21 protein-coding genes are annotated in these 18,568 nt (G+C 64.3%); 20 read left to right on the forward strand and 1 reads right to left on the reverse strand.

The features are described 5' to 3' along the window. Positions 1 to 86 precede the first annotated feature (86 nt). The 13 genes from rpsP to B4M43_RS01260 all read left to right on the forward strand — a co-directional run bounded on the left by rpsP (position 87) and on the right by B4M43_RS01260 (position 9,225). Positions 87 to 338 (forward strand): 30S ribosomal protein S16, encoded by a 252-nt coding sequence (gene rpsP / locus B4M43_RS01200; RefSeq protein WP_296263346.1) that lies wholly within the window; start codon positions 87 to 89, stop codon positions 336 to 338. Positions 339 to 343: 5 nt separating this feature from the next. Beyond that, positions 344 to 880, forward strand: a complete 537-nt coding sequence (gene rimM, locus B4M43_RS01205; protein ID WP_296263348.1) for a ribosome maturation factor RimM — start codon at positions 344 to 346, stop codon at positions 878 to 880. A gap of 3 nt (positions 881 to 883) precedes the next feature. Further along, positions 884 to 1,636: a tRNA (guanosine(37)-N1)-methyltransferase TrmD gene (gene trmD, locus B4M43_RS01210; RefSeq protein WP_296263350.1), complete on the forward strand. Its 753-nt coding sequence runs from the start codon at positions 884 to 886 to the stop codon at positions 1,634 to 1,636. 42 nt (positions 1,637 to 1,678) lie between these two features. After that, positions 1,679 to 2,029, forward strand: a complete 351-nt coding sequence (gene rplS, locus B4M43_RS01215) for a 50S ribosomal protein L19 (RefSeq protein WP_296263352.1) — start codon at positions 1,679 to 1,681, stop codon at positions 2,027 to 2,029. A gap of 195 nt (positions 2,030 to 2,224) precedes the next feature. Then, the gene (locus B4M43_RS01220; RefSeq protein WP_296263354.1) at positions 2,225 to 2,629 is read left to right on the forward strand and encodes an acyl-CoA thioesterase; all 405 of its coding nucleotides are present in this window, start codon (positions 2,225 to 2,227) and stop codon (positions 2,627 to 2,629) included. Positions 2,630 to 2,788: 159 nt separating this feature from the next. Continuing rightward, positions 2,789 to 3,001, forward strand: coding sequence for a cold-shock protein (locus tag B4M43_RS01225; protein ID WP_296263355.1), 213 nt, complete (start codon positions 2,789 to 2,791; stop codon positions 2,999 to 3,001). A 64-nt stretch (positions 3,002 to 3,065) separates the two neighbouring features. After that, positions 3,066 to 3,272: a hypothetical protein gene (locus B4M43_RS01230; protein ID WP_296263357.1), complete on the forward strand. Its 207-nt coding sequence runs from the start codon at positions 3,066 to 3,068 to the stop codon at positions 3,270 to 3,272. Positions 3,273 to 3,444: 172 nt separating this feature from the next. After that, on the forward strand, positions 3,445 to 4,341 hold the full coding sequence (gene xerD / locus B4M43_RS01235) for a site-specific tyrosine recombinase XerD (protein WP_296263358.1): 897 nt from the start codon (positions 3,445 to 3,447) through the stop codon (positions 4,339 to 4,341). 153 nt (positions 4,342 to 4,494) lie between these two features. Continuing rightward, positions 4,495 to 5,253 (forward strand): DsbC family protein, encoded by a 759-nt coding sequence (locus tag B4M43_RS01240; protein WP_296263359.1) that lies wholly within the window; start codon positions 4,495 to 4,497, stop codon positions 5,251 to 5,253. Positions 5,254 to 5,333: 80 nt separating this feature from the next. After that, entirely contained in the window at positions 5,334 to 6,638 is a 1,305-nt protein-coding gene (locus B4M43_RS01245) for a homoserine dehydrogenase (RefSeq protein ID WP_296263360.1), read from the forward strand. A gap of 160 nt (positions 6,639 to 6,798) precedes the next feature. Next, positions 6,799 to 8,208, forward strand: coding sequence for a threonine synthase (gene thrC / locus B4M43_RS01250; protein WP_296263361.1), 1,410 nt, complete (start codon positions 6,799 to 6,801; stop codon positions 8,206 to 8,208). 240 nt (positions 8,209 to 8,448) lie between these two features. After that, entirely contained in the window at positions 8,449 to 8,868 is a 420-nt protein-coding gene (locus B4M43_RS01255) for a histidine kinase (protein ID WP_296263362.1), read from the forward strand. A 75-nt stretch (positions 8,869 to 8,943) separates the two neighbouring features. Then, positions 8,944 to 9,225, forward strand: coding sequence for a DUF3509 domain-containing protein (locus B4M43_RS01260; protein ID WP_296263363.1), 282 nt, complete (start codon positions 8,944 to 8,946; stop codon positions 9,223 to 9,225). A gap of 161 nt (positions 9,226 to 9,386) precedes the next feature. Here B4M43_RS01260 and B4M43_RS01265 read toward each other — a convergent pair whose 3' ends face one another. Continuing rightward, the gene (locus B4M43_RS01265) at positions 9,387 to 10,598 is read right to left on the reverse strand and encodes a CaiB/BaiF CoA transferase family protein (protein ID WP_414707800.1); all 1,212 of its coding nucleotides are present in this window, start codon (positions 10,596 to 10,598) and stop codon (positions 9,387 to 9,389) included. A gap of 143 nt (positions 10,599 to 10,741) precedes the next feature. Between B4M43_RS01265 and B4M43_RS01270 the strand changes: the two genes are divergently transcribed. The 7 genes from B4M43_RS01270 to B4M43_RS01300 all read left to right on the forward strand — a co-directional run bounded on the left by B4M43_RS01270 (position 10,742) and on the right by B4M43_RS01300 (position 18,523). Next, on the forward strand, positions 10,742 to 11,284 hold the full coding sequence (locus tag B4M43_RS01270; RefSeq protein WP_296263365.1) for a YaeQ family protein: 543 nt from the start codon (positions 10,742 to 10,744) through the stop codon (positions 11,282 to 11,284). Between the two features lie 30 nt (positions 11,285 to 11,314). After that, on the forward strand, positions 11,315 to 13,024 hold the full coding sequence (recJ, locus tag B4M43_RS01275) for a single-stranded-DNA-specific exonuclease RecJ (protein ID WP_296263366.1): 1,710 nt from the start codon (positions 11,315 to 11,317) through the stop codon (positions 13,022 to 13,024). Positions 13,025 to 13,184: 160 nt separating this feature from the next. Further along, positions 13,185 to 14,291: an NADH:flavin oxidoreductase/NADH oxidase gene (locus B4M43_RS01280; RefSeq protein WP_296263367.1), complete on the forward strand. Its 1,107-nt coding sequence runs from the start codon at positions 13,185 to 13,187 to the stop codon at positions 14,289 to 14,291. Between the two features lie 424 nt (positions 14,292 to 14,715). Beyond that, positions 14,716 to 15,447, forward strand: a complete 732-nt coding sequence (locus B4M43_RS01285; RefSeq protein ID WP_296263368.1) for a tellurite resistance TerB family protein — start codon at positions 14,716 to 14,718, stop codon at positions 15,445 to 15,447. A 248-nt stretch (positions 15,448 to 15,695) separates the two neighbouring features. Beyond that, a complete protein-coding gene (locus B4M43_RS01290; protein WP_296263370.1) occupies positions 15,696 to 16,718 on the forward strand; it encodes a LacI family DNA-binding transcriptional regulator in 1,023 nt (340 codons plus the stop codon). A gap of 82 nt (positions 16,719 to 16,800) precedes the next feature. Further along, positions 16,801 to 17,580 (forward strand): sugar phosphate isomerase/epimerase family protein, encoded by a 780-nt coding sequence (locus tag B4M43_RS01295; RefSeq protein WP_296263372.1) that lies wholly within the window; start codon positions 16,801 to 16,803, stop codon positions 17,578 to 17,580. Further along, positions 17,573 to 18,523 carry a sugar kinase gene (locus tag B4M43_RS01300; RefSeq protein ID WP_296263374.1) on the forward strand — a complete coding sequence of 317 codons (951 nt, stop codon included), beginning with the start codon at positions 17,573 to 17,575 and terminating at the stop codon, positions 18,521 to 18,523. Before B4M43_RS01295 ends, B4M43_RS01300 begins: the two co-directional genes overlap by 8 nt. Positions 18,524 to 18,568: the final 45 nt, after the last annotated feature.

An 18,568-nucleotide genomic window follows, 5' to 3' on the forward strand; every position in this document is an offset into this window, starting at 1 on the left:
TATTCCCTGAGAATATGCGGCCTTTCGAGCGCCCGTGTGCCCGAAAGGATCACGATTTGCAGCACCGACTACAGGAACGATGTTCAATGCTAACCATCCGTCTTGCCCGTGGCGGCTCCAAAAAGCGCCCATTCTACCAACTGACCGTAACCGACTCGCGCAACCCGCGTGACGGCTCGCACATCGAGCAGGTTGGTTTCTTCAACCCTGTCGCTCGTGGTCAGGAAGTTCGCCTGTCCCTGAAAGAAGATCGCGTTGCTCACTGGTTGAGCGTCGGCGCGCAGCCGTCTGAGCGTGTCGCTCAGCTGCTGAAGGAAGCGGCCAAGGCTGCAGCCTGAACCGTATGAACGCGACGCCAGAAAAGGCTGACGACCTGATCGTCGTTGGCAAGATTTTTTCGGTTCACGGCGTTCGTGGCGAGGTGAAGGTCTTTTCCTTTACCGATCCGATTGAAAACCTGTTGGACTACCGCCACTGGACGCTTCGGCGCGAAGAGTCGGTCAAGCAGGTCGAGCTGGTGAGTTGCCGTTCCAATAAAAAGGATTTGGTCGCGAAACTCAAAGGGCTAGACGATCGTGACGAAGCACGTCTTCTGAGCGGTTACGAGATCTGTATCTCGCGCAGCCTTTTGCCCAACCTGAACGACGACGAGTACTACTGGTACCAGTTGGTCGGTCTGAGCGTCATCAACCAAGACGAGCAATTGTTCGGCAAGGTCGATCACCTGTTGGAAACCGGCGCCAACGATGTAGTAGTGGTCAAGCCTTGCGCGGGCAGCCTGGATGATCGCGAGCGCCTGTTGCCCTATACGCGGCAATGTGTGCTGGCCATCGACCTCGAAGCCGGTGTGATGCGGGTCGAGTGGGACGCGGACTTCTAAACGATGGGAAACCTTCGCGTAGACGTCATCACGTTGTTCCCCGAGATGTTTTCGGCCATTACCGAGTACGGCATTACCAGCCGCGCGGTGAAGCAGGGTTTGTTGCGACTGACCTGCTGGAATCCGCGGGACTACACCACGGATCGCCACCACACGGTGGACGATCGGCCTTTCGGGGGTGGTCCGGGAATGGTGATGAAAATCAAGCCTCTGGAAGATGCCTTGGCCAACGCCAAGCAGGCGACCGGAGCAACGGCGAAGGTGATCTACCTCTCGCCACAAGGCCGCACGCTGACTCAGCAAGCGGTCAAAGACCTGGCAGAACAGGAATCGTTGATCCTGATCGCCGGTCGTTACGAAGGCATCGACGAGCGTTTCATTGAAGCTCATGTCGATGAAGAGTGGTCGATTGGCGACTATGTACTGTCTGGTGGCGAGCTGCCAGCCATGGTCCTGATCGATGCGGTTACACGGCTGCTGCCCGGAGCTTTAGGGCATGTAGGCTCGGCGGAGGAAGACTCCTTCACCGATGGCCTGCTCGATTGCCCGCACTACACCCGACCCGAGGTGTATGCGGATCAGCGTGTACCCGACGTGTTGCTCAGCGGCAACCATGCACACATCCGGCAGTGGCGCTTGAAGCAGTCCTTAGGTAGGACCTTCGAACGACGCGCCGATCTTCTGGAAAGTCGCTCACTTTCTGGAGAAGAGAAAAAGCTGCTCGAGGAATACCTCCGCGAGCGGAACGATAGTTAACGTATCGATGGTGGATAAAGCTATCCATCTTAGGAGCACAGCATGACCAACAAGATCATCCAGCAGCTCGAAGCCGAGCAGATGAGCAAGGAAATCCCAACCTTCGCACCGGGCGACACCATTGTCGTCCAGGTCAAAGTGAAGGAAGGCGAGCGTTCCCGTCTGCAGGCGTTCGAAGGCGTCGTCATCGCCAAGCGTAACCGCGGTCTGAACAGCGCCTTCACCGTGCGCAAGATCTCCAGCGGCGTCGGCGTTGAGCGTACCTTCCAGACCTACAGCCCGCAGATCGACAGCATGGCCGTGAAACGTCGTGGTGACGTGCGTAAAGCCAAGCTGTACTACCTGCGTGACCTGTCCGGTAAAGCAGCTCGCATCAAGGAAAAACTGTCCTGAGTGCAGTTTGACCGGCAACCCAGGTTGCCATGCGAAAGAGAAAGCAGCCCTAGGGCTGCTTTTTTGTGGGCGCGATTTGCCAGACGACCGACGCACGAAAACGCGGCCAATGGCCTAATGCCGGTCAGTTAAGCAATCGGGGCTGCTGAGCGGCCCCAATTACACTGACCCGCTTACCTCAAGATGGAATAGCCCATGACCACTCCCCGAGAGCAGGAAATCCAACGCCGCACCGAGCTGTCGGTCACCCGCGTGACCAAAGCGGTGTTCCCCAACACCACCAACCACCACAACACCCTGTTCGGCGGCACCGCGTTGGCCTGGATGGACGAAGTGTCGTTCATCGCCGCCACGCGCTTCTGTCGCTTGCCGCTGGTGACCGTGTCCACCGACCGCATCGACTTCAAGCACCCGATCCCGGCAGGCACCATCGTCGAGCTGGTGGGCACGGTGGTCAAGGTGGGTAACACCAGCCTGCAGGTGCAGGTCGATGTGTTCGTCGAGAACATGTACCTCGATGGCCGCGAGCGGGCGATCCACGGCGTGTTCAGCTTCGTCGCCATCGACGAGGACAAGCGGCCGATGCCCGTGCTGCCCTAGGTTCGACATCTGCTCGTCGCTTGCCAAAGCCGCGTGATTGGGCTGATAAAAATGCCAGTAGCTGCCTGGTCGCTTCGAGCGCAGGATTGCATACGGCTGGACGATGCCTGGCATCGACGCTGTCAGCTATCCGATCTTCAAACGATAAAGGTGAGCGACGTGAGCAACAGAAAAGAAGGAACCGTGAAGTGGTTCAATGATGAGAAAGGCTTTGGTTTCATTACGCCGGAGGATGGCAGCGCCGACTTGTTCGTTCACTTCAAAGCGATCCAGTCGGCCGGCTTCAAAAGTTTGAAGGATGGGCAGAAGGTGTCTTACATAGCCACCCAAGGGCAGAAAGGCATGCAGGCTGAAGAGGTTCAAGTGGTTTAGCGATGTTGTCTTTTGCCCATCCGAGACACGCTCGAACAAGGGCGTGTCGCATGGAGATGCCATCATGTCCAGAAAATATGTCGAGCCAAACCTGTCACCCGCAGTTCCAGACTTAACGACCGAGTCGGCAGCGCAAGAGGTCTACTTCCTACCCGAAGTCGGCCAGCAGTTTCGTGAGGGTCAAGCCGTCACTTATGAAGTCGGCATAGACGAAGCGGGTCGGCACTATGCACTCAACGTGCAGATCGTCGACGAACCTTCGGTGCATTGACACAGCCTGGCACCTATTACTATGAGCCGCTTGGTTCCCGCGGGCTGCCAGCGGTCAGGCCGCCATCGGCCCATTGGGGTGACGCTCCGTACCGCGCGCACGTACCGGCAAGGCAGACAAGGCGGTCGCCCTGTGAAACACTTATCGGCTATCCGCCAACCAGCACCTTGCCATGTCCGCCCTCGAACACCCCCTGATCGACCAATTCCTGGACGCCCTCTGGCTCGAAAAAGGCCTGTCAGACAATACCCGGGCGTCCTACCGCAGCGACCTGACCCTGTACAACGGTTGGCTGCACGCGCGCAGTGTACGGCTGCCCGATGCCGACCGCCCGTTGATCCTCGACCACCTGGCCTGGCGCCTCGACCAGGGTTACAAGCCGCGCTCGACCGCGCGCTTCATTTCCGGGTTGCGCGGTTTCTATCGTTACCTGCTGCGGGAGAAGCACATCGGGGTCGACCCGACGCTGTTGGTGGAGATGCCGCAGCTGGGCCGGCCGCTGCCCAAATCGCTGTCCGAGGCTGACGTCGAGGCTCTGCTGCGTGCGCCAGACCTGGGCGAAGCCATCGGCCAGCGCGACCGCGCCATGCTCGAAGTGCTGTACGCCTGCGGCCTGCGTGTCACCGAACTGGTGAGCCTGACCCTCGATCAGGTCAACCTGCGCCAGGGTGTGCTGCGCGTGATGGGCAAAGGCAGCAAGGAACGGCTGGTACCCATGGGCGAAGAGGCCATCGTCTGGGTCGAGCGCTATCTGCGCGACGGCCGCGCCGAACTGCTCCACGGCAGGCCGAGCGATGTGATGTTTCCCAGCCTGCGCGGCGAACAGATGACCCGGCAGACCTTCTGGCACCGCATCAAGCACCATGCGCGGGTGGCCGGCATCGACAAGCCGCTGTCGCCGCACACCCTGCGCCACGCCTTCGCCACGCACCTGCTCAACCATGGCGCGGACCTGCGCGTCGTACAGATGCTGCTAGGCCACAGCGACCTGTCGACCACGCAGATCTACACCCATGTGGCCAAAGCGCGCCTGCAGCAGTTGCATGCCCAGCATCATCCTCGAGGGTGAACGAAATTCATGTTCGGCCAAGCGGCGCCCGCAGCCACAGCCAGCACGGGCGCAGTGTGGTAGGCTTGGCCGGTTTTGTAGCAGGGGCCGCTCGGTCGTCGCGCCAGGTGCGCAGGCCACACCCGCACGCCCCGTCCGATCTCAGGAGTATCCATGCGCATGACCCGGATTTTCGCTGCTGCCGCCTTGGCGCTGGCCAGCACTTTCGTCGCTGCGGCCCCGGCTGCGCCGGCCGCTGCCGACAGCAACCCAGGCGCTGAACAGGCCATCCGCAAGACCTTGCAAACCCTCGAACTGGACGTGCCTGTGGAAAGCGTGGCCGCCAGCCCTGTGGGCGGGCTGTACGAAGTCAAGCTGCAAGGCGGTCGTGTGCTCTACGCCAGCCCCGACGGGCAGTTCGTCATGCAGGGCTACCTGTACCAGATCAAGGACGGCAAGCCGGTCAACCTCACCGAGAAGACCGAGCGCCAGGGCGTCGCCAAGCTCATCAACGGCATTCCGACTGGCGAGATGGTGATCTATCCAGCCAAGGGCGAAACCAAGTCGCACATTACCGTCTTCACCGACACCACCTGCCCGTACTGCCACAAGCTGCACGCCGAAGTGCCCGAGCTCAACCGCCAAGGCATCGAAGTCCGTTACCTGGCCTTTCCGCGCCAGGGCATGGGTTCGGACGGCGACAAGCAGTTGCAGGCGGTCTGGTGCTCCAGCGACCGCCGCGCGGCGCTGGACAAGATGGTCGAGGGCAAGGACATCAAGGCCGCCAAGTGCGCCAACCCGGTCAGCAAGCAGTTCGAGCTGGGCCAGTCGATCGGCGTCAACGGCACGCCGGCCATCGTCCTCGAAAGCGGTCAGGTGATTCCGGGCTACCAGCCGGCGCCGCAACTGGCCAAACTGGCCTTGGCCAAATAATTTCAGCACGCCGTCGCTATGGGGCGACGGCACGTTTCACGGGCGGCGCAGGGCGCCGGCCGTTCTATGGGGAGTTCACAGTGAAACCGGTCAAAGTAGGCATCTGTGGGTTGGGGACCGTCGGTGGCGGTACCTTCAATGTGCTTCAGCGTAACGCCGAGGAGATCGCCCGCCGTGCCGGGCGTGGTATCGAAGTGGCACAGATTGCCATGCGCTCGCCCAACCCGAACTGCCAGATTACCGGTACCCCCATTACCGCGGACGTGTTCGAGATCGCCAGCAACCCCGAGATCGACATCGTCATCGAGCTGATCGGTGGCTACACCATCGCCCGCGACCTGGTGCTCAAGGCCATCGACAACGGCAAGCACGTGGTCACCGCGAACAAGGCGCTGATCGCCGTGCACGGCAACGAAATCTTCGCCAAGGCCCGCGAGAAGGGCGTGATCGTCGCCTTCGAAGCGGCCGTGGCCGGTGGCATTCCGGTGATCAAGGCCATCCGCGAAGGGCTGTCGGCCAACCGCATCAACTGGCTGGCCGGCATCATCAACGGCACGGGCAACTTCATCCTCACCGAAATGCGCGAGAAAGGCCGTGCCTTCCCCGACGTGCTCGCCGAAGCCCAAGCCCTGGGCTACGCCGAAGCCGACCCGACCTTCGACGTCGAAGGCATCGATGCCGCGCACAAGCTGACCATCCTGGCGTCCATCGCCTTCGGCATCCCGCTGCAATTCGACAAGGCCTACACCGAAGGCATCACCCAGCTGACCACGGCCGACGTGAACTACGCCGAAGCCCTGGGCTACCGCATCAAGCACCTGGGCGTGGCGCGCAGCACGGCGGCCGGTATCGAGTTGCGCGTGCACCCGACCCTGATCCCCAGCGACCGCCTGATCGCCAACGTCAATGGCGTGATGAACGCGGTCATGGTCAACGGCGATGCCGCCGGCTCGACCTTGTACTACGGCGCCGGCGCCGGCATGGAGCCTACTGCCTCGTCGGTGGTGGCCGACCTGGTCGACGTGGTCCGCGCCATGACCTCCGACCCGGAGAACCGCGTGCCGCACCTGGCCTTCCAGCCCGATTCGCTGTCGGCACACCCGATCCTGCCGATCGAGGCCTGCGAAAGCGCCTATTACCTGCGCATCCAGGCCAAGGACCATCCGGGCGTGTTGGCCCAAGTGGCGAGCATCCTGTCCGAGCGTGGCATCAACATAGAATCGATCATGCAGAAGGAAGCCGAGGAGCAGGACGGCCTGGTACCGATGATCCTGCTGACCCACCGTGTGATCGAAAAAGGCATCGACGACGCCATCGTCGCGCTCGAAGACTTGCAGGACGTGGTCGGCAAAGTCGTGCGCATTCGCGTCGAACAGTTGAATTAAGTGGCGGGCCTCGGGCTGCGAGCTGCACAGACAGCAGCGCCGCCCGCAGGCTTCATACCGTGAATACCCGTGGCAGCGGACAACCGCAGCGCACCAGGGCGACACCGATCCCCTTGCCGCTTGCGGTCATACGCCAGCCACCCACCAAAGGTTTGCACCCATGCGCTATATCAGTACCCGTGGCCAGGCGCCTGCCCTGAACTTCGAAGACGTGCTGCTCGCCGGCCTCGCCAGCGACGGCGGCCTCTACGTGCCGGAAAACCTGCCGCGCTTCACCCAGGAGGAGATCGCCTCCTGGGCCGGTCTGCCGTACCACGAGCTGGCCTTCCGGGTGATGCGCCCGTTCGTCGAAGGCAGCATCGCCGACGCCGACTTCAAGAAGATCCTCGAAGAGACCTACGGCGCCTTCGCCCACGCGGCGGTCGCACCGCTGCGCCAGCTCGACGGCAACGAGTGGGTGATGGAGCTGTTCCACGGCCCGACCCTGGCATTCAAGGACTTCGCCCTGCAATTGCTGGGGCGCTTGCTCGACCATGTGCTGGCCAAACGCAACGAGCGCGTGGTGATCGTCGGTGCCACTAGCGGCGACACCGGCTCGGCCGCCATCGAAGGTTGCCGCCGTTGCGACAACGTCGACATCTTCATCCTGCACCCGCACCAGCGCGTGTCGGAAGTGCAGCGCCGGCAGATGACCACCATCCTGGGCGACAACATCCACAACATCGCCATCGAGGGCAACTTCGACGACTGCCAGGAGATGGTCAAGGCCAGCTTCGCCGACCAGTCGTTCCTCAAGGGCACGCGCTTGGTGGCGGTCAACTCGATCAACTGGGCGCGGATCATGGCCCAGATCGTCTACTACTTCCATGCGGCCTTGCAGCTGGGCGGCCCGGCACGTTCGGTGGCGTTCTCGGTGCCGACCGGCAATTTCGGCGACATCTTCGCCGGTTACCTGGCGCGCAACATGGGCCTGCCGATCAGCCAGCTGGTGGTCGCGACCAACCGCAACGACATCCTGCACCGCTTCATGAGCGGCAACCAGTACGTCAAGGAAACCCTGCACGCCACCTTGTCGCCGTCCATGGACATCATGGTCTCGTCGAACTTCGAGCGTCTGTTGTTCGACCTGCACGGGCGTAACGGCGCCGCCATCGCCGACCTGATGGGCAACTTCCGCCAAGGCGGGGGGTTCAGCGTCGAAGAAGACCGCTGGACCGAAGCGCGCAAGCTGTTCGATTCCCTGGCGGTGACCGACGAGCAGACCTGCGAAACCATCGCTTCGGTGTTCGCCAGCACCGGCGAAGTGCTCGACCCGCATACCGCCATCGGCGTGCATGCCGCACGCGAATGCCGTCGCAGCCTGAGCACGCCGATGGTGGTGCTGGGCACGGCGCACCCGGTGAAATTCCCCGAGGCGGTGGAGCAGGCCGGTGTCGACAAGGCCCTGGAGCTGCCGGCGCACCTGAGCGACCTGTTCAGCCGGGAAGAGCGTTGCACGGTGTTGGCCAACGATCTGAAGACCGTGCAGGCCTTCGTCGGTCAGCATGGCAACCGCGGCAAGCCGCTGTAATCCGACCCGCTTCAACCCTTGGAGCGGGTACTGCCACACTGGGGCGCAGTGCGCTCCGGGTGGTGATGCCAGTCGCGCCTCGGGTTCCTGGGCTGCGCAGACGCCAGAGGTCCCATACCCCACCTTAGGGTATGGGACGCTTCCGATCGCCGATTAAGTAATTTCCTATATATCTACCCCCGGATGCTTTCCTAAAGTGGCGCGTCTTTCTCGCCGCGCAGGCGGCATGCGGAGCGATCCATGCAACGGCTCAGCGTCCTGATCCATCAGCAGCATCCCTTTCATCAAATCGCCCTGCACCAGGCCTGCAATGCGCAAGGCATCTACCGCGTGCGCCTGCTCGACGACCCCTTGCTGGCCCCACAGTCGTTGCGTGCCGGCCCCCCTGCAGATTTGCTGATCCTCGATCAGGCCATGCCTGCACAACCGGCCAAGGAGCTGATCGAACGCCTGCGCAGCACGGCACGTGCCCCAGCCTTGCTGTTCGTAGGGCGAGCGCGGCCCAAGCAAGCCAATTTGGCGCGTTTGGCGCGTGAGCAGGGATTGTGCGTGGTAGGGGAACTGCACTGGCCATTGTCCACCCCAGCGCTCAGCCGGGCCTTACGCCATGCGCGCCAAATCGCCAAGCCCCTCCGTCCAACGCCGGCAGCGCCGCTCTAGCGCGCGGTACGCGAACTTTCCGCTTCGCTTGCGGGTCTCTACCCTTGTATCCAACACAACAAGCGAGTACGCCGGATGGAACGAATCTGCAGACTGCTCAACGATGCCTTGACGCCTTACCACACCCAGCTCGGCGCAGAAGATGCCAGCGGCCAGCGCTTGCTCACCGTCCTCAACAGCCAAGGCCAGCAGACGCTGAGCCGCACCGTCAGCCAGCACCAATTGCAGGATCAGCGCTTGCTGATCGATCTGGTCGACGGTCTGCACCGCGACTTGCAGATCGCGGAAGGTCGCTTGCAGCCCTGCGTGATCGCGGCGTTGCAACAATGCAAAGTGCCGCAGGGAACCTTCGCCTGAGCGCACCGTCAGATTTATCAATGGCCGTCGGTACGGTACTTGGCTCCGGTATCGGCCCGACGTCCACGCAAAGCCCAAACTTGGCTTTGGCTTCGACCCCGGTCGTCTTTCCCCAGCGACCGGGGTTTCTTTTGTCCGCGTTTCAAGCTCGGCGTCGGCGCTCAGATCGTACCGTCGCGGCGCAGCACGGCGATGGCGGCAGCGTCCAAACCAAGTCCGGCCAGCAGGCTGTCGGTGTGTTCGCCCAAGGCCGGCCCTACCCATTCGGCGCCACCCGGTGTTTCCGACAGCTTGGGCACGATGCCCGGCATCTTGAACGGCTTGCCGTCCGGTAGGGTGGCTTGCAAAAGCATGTCGCGGGCCAGGAATTGCGGGTCGGCGAACATGTCTTCGGCCGAATAGATGCGGCTGGCCGGCACCTCGGCCGCGTTCAGCGCGCGCATCACCTCATCCAGTGTCAGGCCGTTGACCCAGCGGTCGATCACCCCGTACAGCTCGTCGCGGCGCAGGTCGCGGCCATCGTTGCTGGCCAGGCTCGGGTCGTCGGCCAGGTCCACGCGCCCCAGTGCATGCATCAGGCGTTTGAAGATGGCATCGCCGTTGGCGCCGATCTGCACGTGGCGGCCATCGGCGCTGGTGTGGATACACGAGGGGGTGATGCCCGGCATGATGTTGCCGGTGCGCTCGCGAATGAAGCCGAACACGTCGAACTCCGGCACCATGCTTTCCATCATGGCGAAGATGGCTTCGTACAGCGCCACGTCCACCACCTGGCCACTGCCGCCGTTGACCTCGCGGTGACGCAAGGCCATCAGCGCCCCGATCACGCCCCATAGCGCGGCGATCGAATCACCGATGGAAATGCCGGTGCGCACCGGCGGACGGTCCTCGAAGCCGGTGATGTAGCGTAGCCCGCCCATGGATTCGCCGACCGCGCCGAAACCGGGTTGGTCTTTCATCGGCCCGGTCTGGCCAAAGCCCGACAGGCGCACCATGACCAGGCGCGGGTTGAGCGCGTGCAGCACGTCCCAGCCCAGGCCGAGCTTTTCCAGCACGCCGGGGCGGAAGTTCTCGATCAGGATGTCGGCCTCGGCGAGCAGGCGTTTGAGCACTTCGCGCCCGGCCTCGTGCTTGAGGTTGAGGGTCAGCGACTGCTTGTTGCGCGCCTGCACGAACCACCACAGCGAAGTGCCCTCGTAGAGCTTGCGCCATTTGCGCAGCGGGTCACCGCCGTCGGGGGATTCGACCTTGATCACCTCGGCGCCGAACTCGGCGCAGATGCGCGAAGCGAAGGGGCCGGCGATCAAGGTGCCGAGTTCGATGACCTTGAGGCCGGCGAGCGGTTTGCTGGGCGTAGACATGCGCGGTTCCATGGCGGCGGGGCAGAGCGGGGGGTTGTATCACAGGCGGCGACCAGCCGGTACCGCCCAGCGCGGTCGGGTCGACGGTCCGCCGCTCGGGGTCGCGATCGGGTAGACTGGCGGACTTTTTTTACATCGAGCACGAAGCCCTTCCTATGGCCCAGCCGTCAACCACCTACAAATTCGAACTGAACCTGACCGACCTCGACCGAGGTGTGTACGAAAACGTCCGTCAGACCATCGCCCGCCACCCTTCGGAAACCGAAGAGCGCATGGCCGTGCGTCTGCTGGCGTACGCGCTCTGGTACAACGAAAACCTGTCGTTCGGTCGCGGTCTGTCAGACGTCGATGAGGCGGCGCTGTGGGAAAAGAGCCTGGACGATCGCATCCTGCACTGGATCGAAGTTGGCCAGCCCGACGCCGAGCGTCTGACCTGGTGCTCGCGCCGTACCGAGCGCACTAGCCTGCTGGCCTATGGCAGCCTGCGCGTCTGGGAGACCAAAGTGGTCGGCGCGGTGAAGTCGCTGAAGAACCTGAACATCGCCGCCGTGCCGCAGGAGGTGCTGGAAACCCTGGCCAAGGACATGCCGCGCACGATCAAGTGGGACGTCATGATCAGCGAAGGTACGGTGTTCGTCACCGACGACCATGGCCAGCACGAAGTACAGCTGCAATGGCTGCTCGGTGAGCGCGGCTGACCTGACTTTCCACGGATTACCCAAGACCCCATGCGTATCGAACCTCGAGCACTGCCTTCGCCGTTGCCTGTGCTGGGCAACCTTCCGCCCCTGCTGACCCGCCTGTACGCCGCCCGCGGCGTGCAGAGCGAGGCCGAGCTGGACAAGAGCCTGGCACGCCTGCTGCCGTATCAGCAGCTCAAGGGCATCGACGCTGCGGTCGACCTGCTGGTGACCGCCATCGACCAGGGCCAGCGCCTGCTGATCGTCGGCGACTTCGATGCCGATGGCGCCACTGCCAGCACGGTCGGGGTGCTGGGCTTGCGTCTGCTGGGTGCTGCGCACGTCGATTACCTGGTGCCCAACCGTTTCGAATACGGCTATGGCCTGACCCCGGAAATCGTCGAGGTGGCCCTGCAACGCCAGCCGCAGATGCTGATCACCGTGGACAACGGCATCTCCAGCGTCGAGGGCGTGGCGGCGGCCAAGGCGGCGGGCCTCACTGTGCTGGTCACCGACCACCACTTGCCGGGCGCGCAGTTGCCTGCGGCCGACGCCATCGTCAACCCCAACCAGCCGGGCTGCGAGTTTCCCAGCAAGGCGCTGGCCGGCGTCGGGGTGATCTTCTATGTGCTGATGGCTTTGCGCGCGCGCCTGCGCAGCCTGGGCCGTTACGAGCACCAGCCGCAGCCGAACATCGGCGAGTTGCTCGACCTGGTGGCGCTGGGCAGCGTCGCCGACGTGGTGCCGCTCGATGCCAACAACCGCATCCTGGTGCACCAGGGTTTGGAGCGGATCAGGGCAGGGCGGGCGCGTCCCGGTCTGAAGGCTATCCTGGAAGTGGCGCGCCGCGATCATCGCCGGCTCACGTCCACCGACCTCGGCTTCATTCTCGGCCCACGGCTGAACGCCGCTGGCCGCCTGGACGACATGAGCCTGGGCATCGAATGCCTGCTCTGCGAAGACCCGGCCACGGCGCTGGCCATGGCCCAGGAGCTCGACGGCCTGAACCAGGACCGCAAGAGCATCGAGCAGGGCATGCAGCGCGAAGCCCTGGCCCAGCTCAAGGACCTCTCGCTGGACGACATGCCCTACGGCCTGTGCCTGTTCGACGCGGACTGGCACCAAGGCGTGATCGGCATCCTCGCCTCGCGTCTGAAAGAGCGCTACCACCGCCCGACCATCGCCTTCGCCGACGCCGGCGACGGTCTGTACAAAGGCTCGGCGCGCTCGGTGCCGGGCTTCCACATCCGCGATGCGCTGGATGCGGTCGCGGCCCGTCATCCGGCGCTGATCAGCAAGTTCGGCGGCCATGCCATGGCCGCGGGGCTGACTCTGCCGGCCGAACATTTCGCCACCTTCGCCCAGGCCTTCGACGAGGAAGTGCGACGGCAACTGGTCGAAGACGATCTGACCGGGCGGCTGTTGTCCGACGGCACCCTGGCGGTGGAGGAGTTTCACCTGGAACTGGCCCGCGCCCTGCGCAATGCCGGGCCTTGGGGGCAGCACTTTCCCGAGCCGCTGTTCCATGGGGTGTTCGAGCTGGTGGAGCAACGCATCGTCGGCGAGCGGCACCTGAAGGTGGTGCTCAAGAGCGAGTGCGGGTCGCTGCGTCTGGATGGCATCGCCTTCGGCGTGGACCGCGAGGTGTGGCCCAACCCCGGCGTGCGCTGGGTGGAACTGGCCTACAAACTGGACGTCAACGAGTTTCGCGGCAACGAAAGCGTGCAGTTGCTGATCGCCCACATCGAAGCGCGCTGACAGGGCCTGGTGTACAGCTCGTGCCACGTGGCGGCGGGGTAGGCAATCGGGTGGAACCATTGGCCTGTCCGGGCGGGTCTAGTTTCTGAGAGCGGTAGCGGGGTAGTCGTCAGACGCGCCCCTGCGCCGCATAACCTTGGAGCCCCTGGGAGGTCTGTCCATGAGCCTGTTGCTTGAGCCCTACACCCTGCGTCAACTGACGTTGCCCAACCGCATCGTCGTCTCGCCCATGTGCCAGTACTCGTCGGCCGACGGCCTGGCCAACGACTGGCACCTGGTGCACCTGGGCAGCCGCGCCGTCGGTGGCGCCGGGCTGGTGATCGCCGAAGCCACCGCCGTCACCGCCGATGGCCGCATCACGGCCGGCGATCTGGGATTGTGGAACGACGAGCAGATCGCGCCGTTGCAGCGCATCACCCGCTTCATCACCGCACAAGGCGCCGTGCCGGGCCTGCAGCTGGCCCACGCCGGGCGCAAGGCCAGTACCCATCGGCCGTGGACCGGCGAGCATGGCAGCGTGCCGGAAGGCGAGGGCGGCTGGCAGACCGTAGGCCCGTCGCCGATCGCTTTCGACCCCGAGCATGCCGCGCCGCGTGAACTGAGCGAGGCTGAGATCGCCGATATCGTCCAAGCCTTCGTCGCCGCCACGCACCGCGCGCTGACCGCAGGCTTCAAGGTGGTCGAAGTGCATGCCGCGCACGGCTATCTGTTGCACCAGTTCCTCTCGCCGCTGAGCAACCAGCGCCGCGACAACTATGGCGGCTCGTTCGAAAACCGCATCCGCCTGACCTTGGAGATCACCCAAGCCATGCGTGATGCCTGGCCGGCCGAATTGCCGCTGTTCGTGCGGGTGTCGGCCACCGACTGGGTGGAAGACGGCTGGAACCCCGAGGAAACCGTGGAGCTGGCGCGGCGTCTGCGGGCCATGGGCGTCGATCTGATCGATGTGTCTTCCGGTGGCACTTCGGCCAACGCCGAAATCCCCACCGGCCCGGGTTACCAGACCCGTTTCGCCGAATCCGTGCGCAAGGAAGCGGAGATCCCTACCGGCACGGTGGGCATGATCACCGAACCTGCCCAAGCCGAGCACATCCTGCGTACCGGCCAGGCCGACCTGATCTTCCTGGCCCGCGAACTGCTGCGCGACCCGTACTGGCCGCTGCATGCCGACGACGACCTGGGTGGCCACCAAGCGACTTGGCCTGCGCAGTACCAGCGCGCGACCAGCCGGTCCAGCCCGATTCATGAATCCGATTTGCGAGACTGATCGACGACGGGCCGCATTGCGGCCCTGGCCTCAAGGTTGCCGGCTCGGACCAATGCAGCCTGCGCGCATGCACGATCACAGCGCAGTCGCAATTCGAGCTCGTGCTTTGAGGCAACACTGCCTGGCCGCATGGAACCACAGGCTGCGGCGCTTATCTGAAGCCCGGCTCAACCTCAACAACCTAGAGTTGCGTACCGTGGCGACAACCGAATCTAATTCGGAGCCGATACAGCCTGCTGTACGGCACCGGCGTGCTGCGGCGGCAATTCGGATCACGTGTGGCGCCTGTACACTACGCCTATCGGACCCCGTCCTGAGCAACATTCCGAAGCAAATCTCCCCGCCGCTCAGCGCCGACATCTGAACCGCCCTCAGCGCGCATCAGTCGTACCTGGCATACCTCATCCGTCTACGGAGATACGCCATGAATACCCGCGGCTTGCTCGATCAACTGCTCAAATCCGGCCAAGACTTGCTCAAGCAACACGCCGGCAAGGCGAACGGCACGCCTGGCGGTGCCAATGCCGGCATGGGCGCCGGACTGGGCGGGCTGCTCTCGGGTGTCGGCGGCAAAGCTCTGGGTGCCGGTGCGTTGGGCGCACTGCTCGGCGGCAAGAAAACCCGCAAGATGGGCGGCAAGGCCATCAGCTACGGCGGCCTGGCCGCGCTCGGCATGCTGGCCTACAAGGCCTATGGCGCCTGGCAGGCCAACCAGGCCAGTCAGACCGGCCAAGCCACTGCCGGCAACACTGCGCCGCGCGAGCCGCAAACCCTCGACCGTGTCCCTGCCGATCAAGCCGAACGGCACAGCCAGGCGATTCTCCAGGCACTGGTGGCGGCAGCCAAGGCCGATGGCCATGTCGACGATCGCGAACGCGCCTTGATCGAAGGCGAATTCAGTCGTCTGGACGGCGATGCCGAAGTGCGCCAATGGCTCCAGACCGAACTGGCCAAGCCGCTCGACCCGGCCGCAGTGGCGCAAGCTGCACAAACTCCGGAAATGGCCGCCGAGATGTTCCTCGCCAGCCTGATGATGGTCGATCAGGAAAATTTCATGGAGCGCGCCTACCTCGATGAGCTGGCCCGGCAACTGCGCCTCGATCCGGCCTTGCGCCAAGAGCTGGAAAACCAGGCGCATCTGGCCGGCGCGCAGTGAGAGTGTTGCGACGGGCGCACCCCGACCGTCACGCTCGCCTGCCTTCGGACTTCGCAGGCCAGCACTCTTTTAAAGGGAACGAAAAGTCCGAGTGTTGAAGTTTCCAGGGCGCGGAGTTGGGAGCACCCGACACGCGCCTGCACGTCTGCCCGCTTAACTTCCGACCAACGGTAGATTGACGAATCTCTGAACATTTGATGTATTGAAACCGGTTTCATTCGCCCATTACAACGCCAATAAGGCTCGCAATGACCATTCGATCACCCTCGTCCCACACGCGGGTCACCATCAGCGAAGTCGCCAAAGCCGCCGGTGTGTCCAAAGCCACCGTGTCGCGCTTCATCGGCGGCGACCGGCAGTTGCTGGCCGAGGCCACCGCCCGGCGCCTGGACGAGGTGATCCAGCACCTGGGCTACCGCCCCAACCAGATGGCCCGTGGCCTCAAGCGCGGACAGACGCGCCTGATCGGCATGCTGGTCGCCGACATTCTCAACCCCTATTCCGTCGCGGTGATCCGCGGTGTGGAAACGGCCTGCCGCCAGCACGGCTACAGCCTTGTGCTGTGCAACACCAACCGCGACGACGAACAGGAACGCCACCACCTGGAGGCGTTGCAGTCGTACAACGTCGAAGGCCTGATCGTGAACACCCTCGGCCACCAGCCCAGCCAACTGCTCGACCTGCACCGCCGCCTGCCCATGGTGCTGGTGGATCGACAACTGGCGGACCTGCAGGTCGACATGGTCGGGCTGGACAACCACGATGCCGTCGAACAGGCCCTGGACCACCTTCAGGCCCAGGGCTACCGCGACATCGTTGCCGTTGGCGAACCACTGGACGGCACCAGTTCGCGGCATGAGCGCGTGCAGGCGTTCACCGCCTCCCTGCAACGACGAGCCGGCATGCGCGGTCGCGTGCTGAGCCTCGACGCCCAGTTGCCGCAAGCACTCGAACAGTGTCTGGCCAGCGACCGGCACGGCCCCCAGGCGCTGCTGACCTTCAATGGCGTCGCTACGCTGGCCGTGACCCGCGCCTTGCAGGCGGTCGGGCGAGCATTGAGCAACGGTTTGGGCCTGATCGCCATCGACGAGCTGGACTGGTGCCCGCTGGTCGGCCCTGGCATCACTGCCCTGGCCCAACCTACCGAGCGTATCGGCGCGGCCGCGTTCGAGTGCCTGCTCGAACGTGTGCGCGGCAGTCAAGGGTCGGCTCGGCGCTTGGATTTCAAAGCGCAGTTGATCGTGCGCGGCTCCACCTCCCTTATCCCCTGACGAGATTGCAATGACACACCGCAGCCTGCCGCTGCGCTAAAAATGAAACCGGTTTCATCCGAAGCAGACGAGGACAATAACAATGCAGCCCAATCCTGTTTCCATCAGCCTTTCCAGCTACGGTGCCGACCTGGTGCGCAAGCGTGGTCAGGCCGCCTTCATCGACGTGCTGGCCGACGCCGGCGTCGACCGCGTCGAGTTGCGCGAAGAGCTCTTCGCCGAACCGCCCGACACCGCCAGGCTCAAAGCCGCAGTCGCCAGCCGGGACTTGGAATGCCTGTACTCCACGCCTTTGGAGCTGTGGACGCGTCATGGTCGACCCGATCCGCAGTTGCCGCAGGCACTGGCCACGGCCCGTGCGCTGGGCGCCGTTGCCCTGAAGGTGTCCCTCGGCCATTTCCGCGCCGAATGCGACCTCGCCGAGCTCGGGCCCTGGCTCAGGCCAGGCGACCCGCTGCTGTTGGTGGAAAACGACCAGACGGCGCACGGCGGTCGGCTCGAGGGGCTGCTGAGCTTCTTTCAGCGCGCGCAACAGGCCGCACTGCCGGTGGGCATGACGTTCGATATCGGCAACTGGCAATGGCAGGGTGAATCGGCCGCGCATGCGGCGCGTCACCTGGGGGGCTGGGTACGCTACGTGCATTGCAAGGCGGTGGCGCGCAACGCCGATGGTCGCCTGGTCGCCGTACCGCCGCAGCCAAGCGAACTGTCGGACTGGCAGCGCTTGTTCGCGTGTTTTCCGCCGGGCGTGCCGCGGGCCGTGGAGTATCCGCTGGTTGGCGCCGACCTCACCGCCGTGACCCAGCTGCACGCCAACGCACTGGCAAGGCTCGGCACCCACCCGGAGGTGAGCCATGCCTGAGCATGACGTGCTGTGTTTCGGCGAAACCATGGCGATGTTCGTGGCCCAGCAGACGGGCGACCTGGACCAGGTGGAGACCTTCGGCCGGCGTATCGCCGGCGCCGACAGTAACGTGGCGATCGGCTTGGCGCGTCTGGGCTGGCGGGTGCGCTGGCTCAGCCGTGTGGGCGACGATGCGCTGGGCCGCTTCGTGCTCGCCAGCCTGCGCCGCGAGGGCCTGGACTGCAGCCAGGTGGCGGTCGATCCCTGCCATCCCACCGGCTTCCAGCTCAAGGCCCGTCGCGACGACGGCGGCGACCCGGCGGTCGAATACTTCCGTACCGGATCGGCGGCGAGCAAATTGTCGGTCGAGGATCTGGACGTCGCCGTGCCCCAAGCACGCCACCTGCACGCCACCGGCATCGTTCCGGCCCTGTCCGAGCGTTGCCGGCAGTTGTCCCATGCGTTGATCGAGCGTATGCGGGCCGCGGGCGCGAGCGTTTCCTTCGACCCCAACCTGCGGCCGTCCCTGTGGCCGGACCGCCAGACCATGGTGCGCGAGATCAACGCCCTGGCGATCAAGGCGCATTGGGTGCTGCCGGGCCTCGAGGAAGGCCGTGTGCTGACTGGTTGGACCACCCCAGCCGACATCGCCGCGTTCTACCTCGACCAGGGTGTGCAACGGGTGGCGATCAAGCTGGGCCCAGAGGGTGCCTACTACCGTGACGCCGCCGGCCATGGCCTGGTCGCCCCGGTGCCGGTGGCCAAGGTCATCGACACCGTCGGTGCTGGCGACGCCTTCGCCGTGGGCGTGATCAGTGCGTTGCTCGACGGCCTGCCCCTGGCGCAGGCCGTGGCCCGCGGCAACTGGTGCGGCAGCCGCGCCGTACAAAGCTTGGGCGACATGGAGGGCCTGCCGCTGCGCGAAGAACTGGCCGCCCATGAGTTGCGCGCCAGCGCTTGATGAACATCGCCGGCTCGCCGGCCTGCTGAGACAACAACAATTCGC

The sequence above is a fragment of the Pseudomonas sp. UBA6562 genome, from assembly GCF_002434265.1.
In the GTDB taxonomy this organism is placed as follows: domain Bacteria; phylum Pseudomonadota; class Gammaproteobacteria; order Pseudomonadales; family Pseudomonadaceae; genus Aquipseudomonas.